Source organism: Paenibacillus sp. GCM10028914 (assembly GCF_042666275.1).
In the GTDB taxonomy this organism is placed as follows: domain Bacteria; phylum Bacillota; class Bacilli; order Paenibacillales; family Paenibacillaceae; genus Paenibacillus_AQ.
The window spans coordinates 593,145-608,304 of the sequence record NZ_JBHTFO010000018.1 but is presented as its reverse complement, the minus strand read 5'-3'; the positions used below and the strand labels follow the sequence as shown (position 1 = coordinate 608,304).

The 15,160-nt window shown below is 43.5% G+C and carries 13 protein-coding genes; 5 read left to right on the top strand and 8 right to left on the bottom strand.

The features are described 5' to 3' along the window. Positions 1–8: 8 nt before the first annotated feature. On the top strand, positions 9–893 hold the full coding sequence (locus ACFQV5_RS23370; RefSeq protein ID WP_379250516.1) for a helix-turn-helix domain-containing protein: 885 nt from the start codon (positions 9–11) through the stop codon (positions 891–893). 85 nt (positions 894–978) lie between these two features. On the opposite strand, the gene ACFQV5_RS23365 is transcribed toward ACFQV5_RS23370, so the two are convergent. Next, the gene (locus ACFQV5_RS23365) at positions 979–1,497 is read right to left on the bottom strand and encodes an HPP family protein (RefSeq protein ID WP_379250514.1); all 519 of its coding nucleotides are present in this window, start codon (positions 1,495–1,497) and stop codon (positions 979–981) included. A gap of 159 nt (positions 1,498–1,656) precedes the next feature. On the opposite strand from ACFQV5_RS23365, the gene ACFQV5_RS23360 reads away from it, so the two are divergent. Then, on the top strand, positions 1,657–2,625 hold the full coding sequence (locus tag ACFQV5_RS23360; RefSeq protein ID WP_379250512.1) for a GntR family transcriptional regulator: 969 nt from the start codon (positions 1,657–1,659) through the stop codon (positions 2,623–2,625). A gap of 118 nt (positions 2,626–2,743) precedes the next feature. Here ACFQV5_RS23360 and ACFQV5_RS23355 read toward each other — a convergent pair whose 3' ends face one another. Continuing rightward, positions 2,744–3,580, bottom strand: coding sequence for an AraC family transcriptional regulator (locus ACFQV5_RS23355; protein WP_379250510.1), 837 nt, complete (start codon positions 3,578–3,580; stop codon positions 2,744–2,746). A gap of 125 nt (positions 3,581–3,705) precedes the next feature. On the opposite strand from ACFQV5_RS23355, the gene ACFQV5_RS23350 reads away from it, so the two are divergent. Then, complete coding sequence (locus ACFQV5_RS23350) at positions 3,706–4,701, top strand: Gfo/Idh/MocA family protein (protein WP_379250508.1); 996 nt, start codon at positions 3,706–3,708, stop codon at positions 4,699–4,701. Positions 4,702–4,727: 26 nt separating this feature from the next. Next, a complete protein-coding gene (locus ACFQV5_RS23345) occupies positions 4,728–5,666 on the top strand; it encodes an aldo/keto reductase (protein WP_379250506.1) in 939 nt (312 codons plus the stop codon). A gap of 98 nt (positions 5,667–5,764) precedes the next feature. Here the strand turns inward: ACFQV5_RS23345 and ACFQV5_RS23340 are convergent, their stop codons facing one another. The 6 genes from ACFQV5_RS23340 to lacZ form a co-directional block, all read right to left on the bottom strand. Next, complete coding sequence (locus tag ACFQV5_RS23340; RefSeq protein WP_379250504.1) at positions 5,765–6,835, bottom strand: Gfo/Idh/MocA family protein; 1,071 nt, start codon at positions 6,833–6,835, stop codon at positions 5,765–5,767. Positions 6,836–6,920: 85 nt separating this feature from the next. After that, entirely contained in the window at positions 6,921–8,009 is a 1,089-nt protein-coding gene (locus ACFQV5_RS23335) for a Gfo/Idh/MocA family protein (RefSeq protein ID WP_379250502.1), read from the bottom strand. Between the two features lie 11 nt (positions 8,010–8,020). Next, positions 8,021–8,971, bottom strand: a complete 951-nt coding sequence (locus ACFQV5_RS23330) for a helix-turn-helix domain-containing protein (protein ID WP_379250500.1) — start codon at positions 8,969–8,971, stop codon at positions 8,021–8,023. 4 nt (positions 8,972–8,975) lie between these two features. Next, complete coding sequence (locus ACFQV5_RS23325; protein WP_379250498.1) at positions 8,976–9,980, bottom strand: Gfo/Idh/MocA family protein; 1,005 nt, start codon at positions 9,978–9,980, stop codon at positions 8,976–8,978. A 236-nt stretch (positions 9,981–10,216) separates the two neighbouring features. Continuing rightward, the gene (locus tag ACFQV5_RS23320; protein WP_379250496.1) at positions 10,217–10,846 is read right to left on the bottom strand and encodes a hypothetical protein; all 630 of its coding nucleotides are present in this window, start codon (positions 10,844–10,846) and stop codon (positions 10,217–10,219) included. A gap of 147 nt (positions 10,847–10,993) precedes the next feature. After that, positions 10,994–14,125 carry a beta-galactosidase, LacZ type gene (gene lacZ, locus ACFQV5_RS23315; protein ID WP_379250494.1) on the bottom strand — a complete coding sequence of 1,044 codons (3,132 nt, stop codon included), beginning with the start codon at positions 14,123–14,125 and terminating at the stop codon, positions 10,994–10,996. A gap of 158 nt (positions 14,126–14,283) precedes the next feature. Between lacZ and ACFQV5_RS23310 the strand changes: the two genes are divergently transcribed. Next, positions 14,284–15,108 carry a helix-turn-helix transcriptional regulator gene (locus tag ACFQV5_RS23310; protein WP_379250492.1) on the top strand — a complete coding sequence of 275 codons (825 nt, stop codon included), beginning with the start codon at positions 14,284–14,286 and terminating at the stop codon, positions 15,106–15,108. The last annotated feature ends 52 nt before the right edge of the window (positions 15,109–15,160 follow it).

Below are 15,160 nucleotides of genomic sequence, written 5' to 3'. Positions count from 1 at the left end.
AGCTTCCAATGGGATATTTATTTCAATTCCCCTACTTAATAAATACTTTACAGGTCTCAGGCTGTCATTTTGGCATCCACCCACCCGGTTGGTGTTATCCAAGACATCACCATCATCTATTCGAACTTCTCTTCTGTCTTGAAGGTGAAGTCGTTCAGGAAATGAATCGTGATACGATTACGCTGCGTCCAGGTGACTGGCTTCTCATCAAGTCTGGTGTAAGACATCAATCCATTAATGCATCAAGCTCACCTTACGGATACTTCAATGTCCACTTTGACTTGGATGTTCCTGAAATCCGGAGTATGCTTGCTGTTGCACCTTACCGGCATATTCCTCCTGAACAAGCAGCACGTACGAAGCTCAGTTCTTACGTTAAAGAGCTTGAGGGTATCGTTCAACGTAACCATGTAGAAGAAGGAGCAATGGAAGCGACAGATATAGTTCGGGAATTCCGATTTGAAGACAAGCTTCTTCTGCAATCCTATACACTTCTGATCATTCATGATGTGTTAACGTTATTACGCGATCTACCTCTCCCTCCGGTGGCACCGACAAGGGAAGGTCCTCTACCCGCAACCGATGTTGCTCATGCGATTGAAGAGAAGCTATCGCAAGGCATGAATGATGAAATGTCGGTGGCTGGTGTTGCCAAAGAACTGAACTTAAGCCGAAGCCAGTGCAGTAAGCTGTTCTCCAAAGTCTATGGCCTTTCTCCAAGACAATATATTAGCCGTCAAAAGCTAAATGCTGCCAAGGAACTACTCGTAACGACGAATCTACCAGTAACGGATATTGCCGAGAGACTCGGTTTTAGCTCAGCGAGCCACTTTTCCAGACAATTTCGCCGCTGGACGGGTCAATCACCAACCGAATATAAGCCAAAGCAGTAAATAGAATCATAAACAAAAGACCTGACAGAGATTACCTGTCAGGTCTTTTGTTTATTGAAATGGTTTATGAATTCATTTACTACATTTACCACCAAAACGTAGGATATTTCCGATCTCTTGCAACATTGTTAACAATAAGTGCCACTACCACAATAACAACAGCCCCTGCGAGTACTGGGGTCAGCAGAAAAGACCAACTGCTCCCTGACATCATAATTACCAGTGGGTCGGCACCTGCTGGTGGATGTGTCGTACGCGTCAATTGCATCAGACTAATCGAAGCACCGACAGCTACAGCCATCGCCCATTCACCATCTCCCCATATATTTAAAACCGCAAGCCCGGTTATGCTTGATACAAGGTGTCCTCCGATGATGTTCCTAGGTTGAGATAGTGGAGCATCCCATAGACCGAATGCCAATACACAACTCGCTCCAAAAGGTGCCATGATCCAGATGCCATTTCCATACATTGTAAACAAAGCTAATAGACCAATGGAGATCGCACCTCCCAAAAAACCGATAATCATATTTTTGGGGCGAACTGTAAGCGGACTGTTGCTCTTCATAACACTCCGCAAGGTAACCCGCATAGCATTCTTCATCTAACACCTCTTATATTCATATTTAACTAGTCATTTAGTAATTTAGTTATTTGTTTAATTTATCGAACAATACATTAATTGTCAACTGTTTTTCTTGATTCCTTGTCCATGTTTAGGTACAGTTAAATAACTACCGAACTATGAAAAGAGGTTTGGATAATGGATAAGAATGAAGGGTTTATCCTTAAAGTGGATCCGAATACAACCTTCAGTGTCAGTACTCAAGTCAAAGAACAACTGAAATGGTTGATTGGAATCGGATACATCAAGCCGGGAGACCTTCTTCCAGCAGCAGGGAGCTTAGCAGATCAACTCGATCTCAACCGGAATACCGTTAATTCTGTCTATAACCAGTTAAAAGATGAAGGTATCGTCTCCATGCTAAAGGGCAGAGGCACTCAAGTTCTGAATAACCGAAGCGTGGAGGAGCTTTGTAATCGCAGAAAACCGATGTATGATCTCATTCTGCGTACGATCGAAGAAGCTGAAGCTGACAACATTTCGCTGAATGAGTTTTTCACTGCGTCCCTTGCGTTCATTCTCCTGAAAGAACATGTTGATCGCGAACAACAGCACATCCTATTCATCGAGTGCAAAGAACATGATCATATCTTCTACCGCCAAGCAATCGAGAAACTAACGGGTGCCGAAGTTCAGACTGTTTTTTTAGAGAATTTAAGAGTATCAGAAAGCGCTCGCTTGAAAGCGCTGAAATGGTCTACACACATCGTGACTACACTAAATCACGACGCAGAAGTGAAAGATATATTTACAGCACTAGACCAAAAAATTTATACAATCGGGGCTTCCGTCGACATGTCTGCCCTCCTTGATATGGTCAAGCTCAAGCCTAAAAGTAAAGTTACCTTTGTCTGTTTGGGCAAAGCCGGCGCTAAGTGGATGGCTAACCGAGTCCAAGAAGCTGGCATTTCAAATATCCACCTACAAATTTCTAGCACAAATGATTCTGAGGATTTGCATAAGCAGCTTGAACAATCTGATGCTGTCTATGCTTCTGCAGCCGTTTACAACGAAGTTAAAGCGATGTCGCCGGAAAAAGTAAAACTGTACCCGATGGTACTGGAACGAAGCAGCGAGCATTTGCTTCATAATTTATCTTCTCAGTAACAACATCAAACGAGAATTCATATGAAACTCCTAACAAATAGAAGCACCTGTTAGCAAAGGCATTGAACATGCCCTGCTAACGGGTGCTTCTTATCGTTTTATTATCTTATAAACCTCATCATCCTCCATACAGTCGTCTATATTCAGACGGGGTCATCCCCTCATGCTCCATAAACCTTTTATTAAAATAGCTAACGCTTGGGTAACCGGCATCCACCGCAATTTGCCCAATTGTCATATCCTTTCGTTCAAGGAGCCATTGTTTTGCCATTTGCAGGCGACAGCGTGTTATGAAGTCCATCGGTGTCATTTCCATTACATTTCGAAACAACTTACAAAAATAATACGTACTAACTCCTAACCTCTCGGCCCATTCTTCTAACTCAAAAGGTTCTCCTGCTTTCTGCTGCATCATGGGAAGCAGCTCCAGAATCCGCTTTCCCGAAGTACTCAGCTTGTTTCCGGTTAAAGGAGAAGCCTGATCTACAAATACAGCAAGCAAAGCATAGGTTAAGGTAGACAAATAAGGTAAATCGAGCATTCGGTGAATTTCGGCTTCACAAAGCAATGCCTCATGAGCCTTCTCAAATGCTGCAGGTTGTCGTAAGCTCCATAATTGGCTTTTATGTAAATTGCGCTCAATTAAATAATTTTGCAACCCGCTTCCATAAAAATGAACCCATCTTACATCCCAAGGATCTTCTTGACTACTATAGTAGCGCTGGATTTGCATTGGAAAATATAATACTGCCTCTCCCGGTCCCAGCTCATATACTTTATTATCAATTTCTACATAGCCTCTGCCGGAGGCTACATAATGAATATTGAAGTTGTTCAGCGCACCAGCATGACGAAAAACATTATGATCCGGCTCATTTTTATAAATGCCCACCGATTCTGGGAAACAAAAAAACGGCATCTGTGGAAGCGTTAGCAGATGAATTTGTCTTTTCATACATTTCGCAACTCCATGACAATATTGTTATAACAAACTACAAAATAATATTATATTAATTTTAATGGGGGTCTAATATAATCGCAATATAATATTAATTATTTCGAAGGAGCTGATCCTCTCTTATGAGCCGCAAACTGAAATGGGGTATCCTTGGATGTGCCAGTATTGCGAAACGCGCTGTCATTCCAGGTCTCAAACAATCACAATTGAATGAAGTAACTGCTATCGCTAGCCGCGATATTGATAAATCCCAAGCTACAGCTGAAGAACTAGCTATTCCAAAGGCCTACGGCAGTTATGAGGAAATCCTGTTGGATCCTGATATTGATGCCGTCTACATCCCACTACCGAATCATCTTCATAAAGAATGGACCATTCGGGCTGCTGAAGCCGGTAAGCATATCTTATGCGAGAAGCCACTTGCTTTAACAGAAGCCGAAGCTGCGGAAATGGCCGAAGCTGCCGCGAAGTCCGGTGTCCATTTAAGCGAAGCATTCATGTACCGTTACCACCCTAGGTATGATATCATCAAGGACTTGCTCAATTCAGGTGCTATTGGCGAGATCCGTGCGATTCACAGTTCTTTTACATTTAATAATTCTGGCAGCGCTACAAATGTTCGTTTCCGTAAAGATTGGGGAGGCGGTTCTATCTACGATATCGGCTGTTACCCGATCAATGCTGCTCGCATATTACTAGGGACGGAACCTGAAGCGGTGACCGTTCAAGCATTCTTCTCTCCGGCACATGACAATGTAGATATGATGGCTTCCGGCCTGATTGAATTTGGCGGGAATGTAGCTCTCACCTTCGACTGCGGTATGTGGGCTGCGGGGAGAAATCCGCTTGAGATCATAGGAACAGAGGGAATCATTGAAGTGCCTCACGCCTATAGCATTCCTGAAGGTGGTAGTAGCTTCTTCCTAACTCAGAATGGTGAACGCAAAGAAATGCCAGTCCCAGCCGTAAACGCTTATAGCGAACAAGGAGATCACTTCGCTAATGTCGTCCTGAATAACAGCCCTGCTCGCTATGGCACAGATGATGCGATCTATAATATGAGAGTCATTGATGCCTGCCTGCTCTCTGCCCATGAACGAATAAGAGTTACACTCTGATCAACAGAAAAAGGAGTTAAGTAAACATGAAAACGATCTCAATAAAAGGATTACATAAACCCGTCTCTGTGCTTATGAAAGGTTCCGACTACTTCTATCATGATAACTACGAGAAAGCAGCTGCGAATCTAGACGCTTATTTCGCCAGCGGCGGTAACTCGATTGATACAGCCCATATTTACTGCGGAGGACAAAGTGAAGAAGTGATCGGACGTTATATGCAGGAAAGAGGTAACCGGGATGAGTGGGTCATTTTAACTAAAGGCGCTCATCATAACCAAGACGGACCACGTGTCACCGCTTCTGATATTCGCAGCGACATAACGACGAGCTTTGAAAAACTGCAAACTGATTTCATTGATTTGTATGCTCTTCATCGGGATGACCCAGCTATTCCTGTAGGAGAAATTGTGGAAGCCTTGAATGAATACGTGTCCGCTGGTTCGGTCGGAGCCATCGGTGTATCCAACTGGACCTGGCAACGGATTCAAGCTGCGAACGAATATGCAGCCGCGAATGGTCTGGCTGGTTTCTCATTTAGCAGCCCGAACTTGAGTCTTGCCAAACCGAATGAACCTTTCTGGACCGGTTGTGTGTCTGCTGATGCTGAGACTTGTGCATGGCATGAAACAGAGCAGCTCCCACTCCTGTCTTGGTCTTCCCAAGCCAGAGGATTCTTCACCGGCAGGTTCACACCTGAAATCCGTGATAATGCTGACCTTGTCCGCGTATTCTACAATGATGACAACTGGGAACGCTTAGAGCGTGCGAAACAGCTTGGAGCTTCCAAAGGGGTATCTGCAATCCAGATTGCTCTAGCCTATGTGCTGAATCAGCCATTCCCGACTTGCGCCTTAATCGGTGCGCAAAGTTCCGAAGAATTGCGTTCCTGTGAGGAAGGTGCACTCATCGAGCTGTCTTCTGAAGAACTGAAATGGCTCGATCTGTCTACAGATGAGCTTTAAACAAATGCACTCCTGGTTATCTAAAAAAAAGTACCACCTGCTCTCTCGATGAAGCATTCGAGAGCAGTGGTACTTTTTTAATTATTCAAAGTATTGGATTATGAAGGGTAAATGTCGAAATCTTTTATGGTTTCGCCCGTTCTGCCTGATTCGAATACCGCATCAATAATATTCAGTACACGCAGTACCTCTTCATTCTTCACAATCGGCTCTGCTGTCCCTTCAATCACGGCTGCAAAGTTATCGAAGAAGCTGCTAGGCTGACGGAATGGTTCTGGAAGTGCATCTGTAATGGTTGCTTCTTCCGAAGGAGGCGCCATGGTTTTAGTCAATCCAACGCCCGCCTGAATCGGTTTAGGCTCTACCTTAACAGCATCCTGATTTCTGGTAACGATTCTGCCGTTTAATGACCAGTCTTCAATAACACCGGTTCCTTCAGTACCCTTGACATACCAACGAGGCAGTGTAATGAAGTTGGTAGTTCCCACCTCGATCACAGCAGATACGCCATTCTCGAATTGCAGAACAGCTTCAAAGCCATCGTCCACACCATCGCCTAAAATATAGCTTAAGCGGCTGCTCAGACTCGTGATTTTACTGTCCATCATAAAGATCATCTGATCCAGTAGGTGAACTCCCCAGTCTAGAAGCATGCCTCCACCAAATTCTTCAAGATGACGCCAGTCTCCTGGAATACCATTAGCTCCGTGGACTCTGGATTCAATACGGAAGAGATCACCAATCGTCTTCTCATTATACATTTGCTTGATGGTCAGGAAATCTTCATCCCAGCGACGATTTTGGTGAACCATCAACACCTTGTTTGCCTCATCAGCAGCAGCAAGCATCTCTTTAAAGTCACTCACCGATAGGGTCACCGGCTTTTCGCAGATCACATGTTTACCTGCTTTAAATGCCTGAATTGCTAAATCCTTATGCACATCATTCGGTGTAGCAATGAGAATGACCTCAACCGAAGGATCGTTAAGTACTGCTTCATAGCTCTCGTATGCAGGATAACCTTCTTTAACGGATACTTCACGTCGATTTTCCAAAACGTCATAAGTCCCTGTGACTTCAAGGCGTTGATTGTCTTTAATGAGTTTGGCATGGTAGCTTCCCATACCGCCATAACCTACAATTACGACAGCATGTTTGGTAGTTGTCATGGATACACAGCTCCTTTATATGCATACATCAGCATCTAATGTGGTTTATGCACTTCTTGATCGTAAATAGACGCTTTCCTTCTTATTAACCTTGATTCATGTAAACTGCTTTGCCAGTGCGGGCAGATTCATAAAGAGCTTCTAGGATTTCAGATACGACACAAGCTTGCTCTGGTGTTACCACAGGCTCCAGATCTTGATCCACAGCTTCAATCCACTTTCTCATCTCAATATCTGCATCGCTCTCTGAATGACCGGAGTAGAATGCAACGCCGCCTGATTTCAAATCAACTTCGTGGGTGTAGAGTCGGCTATGCTGTTCACCGTTGATGCGCAGGCCGCCTTTCATATCAGCACCAGCTTTCGTTCCGCTCAAGCTGCATTTCGCTTCATCTACTTCTAGGGAATTAAGTGCCCAGCTGGATTCCAGCATAATGGTTGCGCCATTCTCCATAACGATCATACCAAATGCTGAATCTTCAACCGTGAATTTTTCTGGATCCCAAGGTCCCCAAGCATTCGCAGCATTCTCTTTCTTAGCAAGCTCATGATATTTTGTTCCAAGTACAACCTTTGGTTTGTAATTATCCATCATCCACAGTGTTAAATCAAGTGCGTGTGTTCCGATATCGATCAGCGGGCCTCCACCTTGCTTCTCTTCATCCAAGAATACGCCCCATGTTGGTACGGCTCTTCTACGGATTGCATGTGCTTTGGCAAAATAAATATCACCGAGATCTCCTTCCTCACATACTTGTTTCAGGTGCCAGCTATCAGGTCTATAGCGATTGTTATAACCAATTGTCAGTTTTTTACCTGTTCTTTTCGCAGCTTCAACCATGCTTCTTGCTTCTGCTGCCGTTTTAGCCATAGGCTTCTCACACATAACATGTTTACCAGCTTCCAATGAAGCAATAGAGATTTCAGCATGTGCATCGTTAGGTGTTAGTACATGAATGATTTCAATCGAGCTGTCTTTAAGAAGCTCTTTATAATCGGAATACACTTTTGCCCCTTCGACACCATATTTTTCGGCTGCTTCTTCTGCACGACTTTCGACGATATCACAGAAAGCAACGAGCTCTACATTATTCAATTTTTTCAAGCTTGGTAGATGTTTTCCGTTCGCAATTCCTCCACACCCGATAATCCCTACGCGATATACTTTACTCATTCTTATCACCATCACTTTTCATCAATTTTTGTTTTGTTATTGGCCTTACGGTAAGCTCCCGGTGTCATACCCACACGCTTGCGAAATACGGCATGTAAATAAGTTGCATTCGTAAATCCTTCTGTCTGAGCTATTTGTTCAATCGGTATCGTGCTTTCCTTCAATCGGCGACATACAGCCTTAAGTCTGATATCTTCCAACACTTTACTGAAAGATGCGTCTGGGTTCATGTGTTTGAACACCCGTTGCAGCTGCCTAGGACTAATGTTCAGCTTCTCCGCCACATTTTCCAGAGTAAGGCTCGCCTGATAATTGGCCTCCATAAAATGGATTGCGTACTGATACCGATATGACAGCATATCCCGGACTGGCGCCTCTGCCCGAATGCCATCGGAATCATAGGCTCTAACTGCCTTGACTAAAATACTGATTACCAGATGTTTAATCGAGGTGTAGTAACCTGCATATTTACCATCACATACTTGGTAGGCTTCGAGAAAACAATGCATCGCCTTATATGAATCATAAGCCGGTATGAGCGGAAGCTGTCTGAGCTTCTCGATGCACTCCTCTGCCTCGGCAGCCTCCCATGGGTCCACATCAGTTCTTTGTTTCCCCATAATGTTCACATGCAAGCACAGCTCATCCATCGCTTCATGGGCATCAGCTTCCTGATAATGCATAACGCCTGGACCCGTTAAATAGAACATCCCTTCCGATAAGGAGTAGGCCTGCTCTTCGAGAATCACCCTACCCTTTCCTCTTGGAATAAAGTGAAACTCAAATTCGGCATGGTTATGGAAATCAACCACTTTTCCCGGAGGAAATTTGGTTAGATGAAATCGAAGTACATGAATCTCGTAATATCCCCATGAAATCCGAATATCCAGCCGCTCGAGCATATCCTGCTTCTCAAACATGATTCCATAAGGAAAAGTGGTGCCTCGTTTTAACTCATCCATAACCTTATGGTCTTAACTCTTCCAGCTTGATGACGCGTGCTTCAGCTACAGAGCGATTAGCAGCTTCCATTAAGCGGGTAAGCTCAACAGCCATAGCAATATTATCGTCAGCCGTCGTGTCATTCTGAATATGACCAACCCACTGATGGAATGCACTCTCACGATGAGCGAACACAGGAATCTCTTCCCATGATGGGTTCGCCTCTCCTGAACGGTTTGTCTTCATTAGAAGCTTCTCATCTGGCGTTCCGAACAGCAGGCTTCCCTCTGTACCGTGAACCTCGATCGTAAATGGGGAGTGGCTGTTCGCAAAGCCTGCTTCTACCACACCAATAGCACCCGATGCAGTTTGAAGTGTTGCAACTGCATTATCCTCGACCTCTTTACCCGTCACATATCCAAATGATGCGCTTACACCCGTAATTTCTTCCCCGAGGAACAGACGGGTCAAATACATCGGATGACATCCAAGATCGATAAGTGCACCACCACCACACTGTTCCAAATTATAAAAATGATCGGGAAGCCAGCCGGCAATCGCTCCACCATGAGCTAGGCGGACTCTGACATATGTAATTTTTCCAAGCAAACCCTGTTTCAAGACGTCCTGAACAGCCAGTGTATATCCATCATTCAAACGAGGTAACGAAACTGTCAGCTTAACGCCTTGTTTCTCCGCTTCGGACACGATTTCGTTCGTTTCTGCAAGCGTTGGGGCGATAACCTTTTCAGTAAAGATATGTTTTCCCGCCTTAGCCGCAGCGACCATAACCTCACGGTGTTTATTCGTTGGCGCATCCACAATAACAGCATCGATATCCTTTTGAGCAAGCATATCATCCAAACTTTCATAGAATGGAACTTGCAGCTTCTCGGCAGCCTTTTGTCCGCGAACAGGATCTTCGTCCCAGACTGCAACGATGTCTGTATCGTCATGCTCTTGAGCTTGTTTCGTGTAATCCCAAGCATGAACGTGCCAATAGCTAATCTTGCCGATTCTAATGCTCAATTCGCCATACCTCCCGATATATAATATCCTGACATTCACCTATAAAGGTATCACATTCTCAATCATTTTTTTAGTAGAAGTATACGACAAAGAATATATAAAATTACGACATGTTAAGTATATACCCATTCAGGTCTATTACACTATTCATTAATACAAAAATACAGCTTTATTTTTGTTCTAAACCAAAAACAAAACTGTATTTCATGAGTTACTTATGATAAGAGCACTGTCTTTTAAATATCATTCCATGTTTGAATATCTCTGTAAAATGATTTCCATGTCTCTTGTTTTACAAAATTGGCTTCATTGTTATTCATAAATTCCTGTGTTAAACCTTGCTCATCAACAGGAAAATAGGTTTTAAAAATAGCTGCCCATGCTTCAATATCTAATTTCATCTGACTTAATTGTTCCATCTCCTTAGAATCCAAAGAGAGAGCTTTGTTATTGGTTGGCCGCAAATCATTGTAATAAATCTCTGTACGGAGTATTTGCTGATTGATATATCTATGATATTCTACCGCCTTTAAACTCATCGGACTGCTTACCGGATTCTTGCCTTCCACCGTTTCTGCTATATTATTCAACCGTTCAATACTTCGAGTAAACTCGTACATACTGGAACTTAACAGATTGGCTTCATATATGCTTATTTGATTATTCTGAAAAGGTTTCACTACACTCTTCTCAGCATTTATTAGATGTGTTATTGAATCTGAAATCGTTCTAACGATTTCTTGAGAAACGTAAGTCTCATATTTTTTGTTCTGCTGTTGACTATTCATAAGTAATGTAGCGAGTATAATCACAAGAACTGTAAGAACGAATAACGCGATCTTTTTTATAACTGTAATATTTTTCATCAGTTGATCTCTCCATATTGAAGCTGCTAGAGAATTACATCAAGCTTCTTTTTTCTAAAAACTTACCCAATCAGCTTTCGCTTCAACCTTACTCATAACAAAAGAAGCAGCATCCCGTGTAGCTTCGCGAATGCTGCTTCTTTCAAATTAATCTTTTTTGATTAACGTTCCTTTAAAGGAAAAGGTAAGGCTATAACTACGGTCAGAATACAAGGTATATTCCGGGTGAGGCTTAGAGCCCCAGCTGTCATCTCCGCCTACGCCCATTTGCTTCGTGTTTACGCGTACTACGGTTTTATTCGACTTCGGAAGCTTATATCCATGATCACTCGCTTCAATTTCCTTTGGTGTATACGGAAGCACATTCAATTCAAACTTCGGTAAACCTTGAATCTCAATCCCGATACCTTCATCGTTCAAAATAGATGCCCAGCGTACCTCTGTTTTGTTACCACACTCTTGTGGGCGAAGATAAGGAACCCACTGATCTTTAACATGGCCGGAATAATGTCCAATTTTTGCGCCTGTGTTCCGATCTACATAGTTCTCGAATGGCCCCTTGCCGTACCAAGTCAAGGAATCGAAAGAATGATCCATCTCAAACATGATGCCGACCTCTGGAATCTCTGGCAGATCCGCGCCTGGTATCAAATGCAGATGTACCTCCACTACACCCACACCATTTACCGTATAAGTCAGCGAACAAGAAGACTCAGAGACCGCTCGCAAGGAATAATGAGCTTCAACCTTCACAACTTCAGCATCTTGCTCCCATGTGAACTTCTCAAGCTGTCTTTCTGTACTCGCTGTCCGCCATACACTACTACGCTCTTCCAGCTTGTTACCTCGATCATTATCAATCAGCGCACGCCAGAAATTCGGAACTGGAGCCTGCTGAATAAATTCAGTTCCTGCAAACATATAAGATGTTAGGTTACCCGTAGATTTATCAAATTCTACGGAGAATCCTTCACCATTTACGGTAATTCGTTGTTCTTCTTCCACAAGTTGAAGCGGTTTTCCTGGTGGTACAGCCGGAGCGTCCGCTTCAGCATGAAGTGGCAATACGAATTGTTCGAACGCAACTTCATGACCTTTATCCGCCCACGAATTCGCTTGTTTCAATACGAAGCTAAGCGTCACCACATACTCATCACTTGATTTCCCGCCAGTGCAAGCCTTCAGCACATCAGAGATGTCCACAGGTTCAGTGACTCCAGGCGCAATATCAACTTGTTTGACTCCTTCTGCCACAACACACCCATTCCTTAACACATTCCACACCAATGCGAAGTCAGCTAGATTCGTAAACAGGTTACGATTGCTGATATTCACACTCCCAGCTTCATAATCAATCGCTGAGAAGCGAACATTTTGATAGCATTTTTTCACTTCAAAAATCTTCGGAGTTACAGATCGGTCCGCAAAAATTAATCCGTTACCGCAAAATGTACCATCGTTTGGTGAATCTCCGAAATCGCCACCGTAAGCTAAATATTGTCGCCCATCTTCTGTCTCCGTTAGAATAGCTTGGTCAATCCAATCCCATATGAATCCACCTTGTAGTACTGGGTATCGATCAAACAACTCCCAGTATGTACTTAGTCCACCACAAGAATTCCCCATTGCATGACTGTACTCGCATACGATAAAAGGCTTCTGCGGGTTGCTCTGCGCATACTTCTCGATACTGCTGACATGTGTGTACATCTGGCTCTCAATATCGGAAGCCGACTCTGAAGCACGGTAATGGAACGCTCCTTCATAATGAACAATACGAGAAGAGTCCACTCCCTTAAAATAATTGTACATCTGGATAAAGTTATCCCCACCGAAGGACTCATTCCCAAGAGACCAAATAACGATGGAAGGATGATTCTTGTCCCTTTCAAACATGGATTTGCTGCGGTCAAGCACATTCTCCCGCCATTCCGGCTTGCTGCCCGGCAAGGTATCTTCCAATTCTTTTTGTCCGTAATACCAAGTTCCATGCGTCTCCAGATTCACTTCATCAATCACATACAATCCATACTCATCACACAGCTCATACCATCTCGGATGATTCGGATAGTGCGATGTCCGGACAGCATTGATATTATAGGCCTTCATGAGCTTTACATCTTCCAGCATTTCTTCGGTACTGATGGCACGACCTTTAACCTGAGAGAACTCATGACGGTTTACACCTTTAAATTCAATGGTCTCTCCGTTGATTTTCATCAGTCCATTCTTGATCTCAAAACGGCGGAAGCCGACCTTACAACTTGTGTATTGTACAGTCTTCCCTTCCTCATCTTTAAGCTCAAGAACAAGGGTATACAGATTAGGATACTCTGCACTCCATTTCTTTGGTGCGTCCACTTCTGCCCCAAGCTCTACTACTTCTTTAGGCTGTGTACCGATAGTAACTCGCTCGGATATAGCACTCTTCCACACGGGATTCCGGTCCTCATCATAAAGCTGAGCTGCAAGCGTGAAGCTGCCGTGTTCATTTTCTCGATAATTATGTATAAGAGACTTAAGCGACAGTTTTCCTTGTTGGTAATCGCTATCCAGATCTGCCGTCACATGAAAGTCATAAATATGAACGTCTGGAGCCGTATACAAATACACATCACGGAAGATCCCGCTCATTCTCCAGAAATCCTGATCTTCGAGCCAGCTTGCATCACACCAGCGATATACTTCAACGGCCAGTTTGTTCTCACCTGGAACAAGATACGGACTTAAGTCAAACTCGGATGGTGTGAAGGAATCTTCACTATATCCAACAAGCTCTCCGTTTAGCCAAACATAGAAAGCGGATTCAACACCTTGAAAGCTAATGAATACAGGCTGATCCTTCCAATCTACAGGAACGGTAAACGTACGTATGTAAGAGCCAACGGGATTATATTTTGTTGGGGCGAATGGAGGTTTAATATCCTCTTGCTCAACCCAAGGGTATACCACATTTGTATATTGAGGGTAATCATATCCTTGAAGCTGCCAATGTGAAGGTACCGGAATTTCAGACCAAGCACTGGAGTCATAGCCTTGTTCATAAAAATTAGTAATACGACTATTCGGATTCTCGGCCCATGCAAACTTCCACATCCCATTCAAGGAATAATAGCTGCGAGCTTGTTCCAGCTTTCCTTCCAGAGCTTCTTCTAACGAATCATACGTAATCATTGTCGAATGAGCGTCCATCCGATTCAATTGAAATAGATCCGGATTATTATTCCATTCGGGGTAACCATTTGATGGCGGTTCATAAACTAGTTTTCGTTTATTCAAGATGTGTCACTCCTGTTCGAAAGATTTATATAATTGATGTATTCTATTACTATATTCATAGTATAGATTTCAAAATTCCTTATTTCTATTAAACAATTTTCACGAAGATATAAAAATATGAAAGTGAAGTGGGAACAATCGACTCTATTATTTTTGGTTTGATCACCGATTCAACAAAGCGGCTTCCCGTATACCTCACCATAACCGGTCAATGGAAGCATCAGGAGGCTGTACGAAGGCCAAGCGGGTTCTCCTCCTATCAATGGTTGTTAGTTCTGTCGGGTGAGGGCGTGATCTATGTTGACGGTCATGTGATGAAAGCTATGGAGGGGCAAGCGATCTGTCTATTTCCGGATGAACCTCACCATTACCATGCAGTCAGCGAGCCTTGGAGTGTAATTTTTGTATCGATGGAAGGCAGTCAGTGTGGTCCACTGCTGGAACTGGCAGGGGTTCGTCATTCAGACGTATTTGATATTACGCATTTTGAACATATGAAGACCGATTTACTCGCGATTATTGAAGCGGCTTCATTAGAAGATTCATATATGGATGTTCGTTGCTCCAAGCTTATCTATAACTTTCTTTTGGATTTAGCACAGCGTGTAAATACTAGTCAGCATACGGTCCATCAAAGCGTGCAGCGGCTTCAACCGGTGATTCAATACATCAAGCAGCATTGTCAGCATCAGATTACCATCGAACAGCTTGCAGCAGAGGCCAGCGTGACGCCTCAATACCTGTGCTATCTATTTAAACAAGCGATGAATGTCAGACCTATGGAATACGTCAACAGGGAGCGGATTAACCGAAGCAAACAGCTTATTTACCTGGAGCCTGAGCAAAAGATACAGGAAATCGCTAGACGGTCCGGGTTTGAGCATCATAGTTATTTTTGCACCGTGTTTAAAAGGTTAGAAGGAATGACTCCCGAGCAGTTTAGAAGGTTTCATGGATATGGTCTGGCCTCACATTCATACTAATCTGCCCTCTTCTGAATATGAAAAATATAAAAACCGATTAGTAGACAACGGT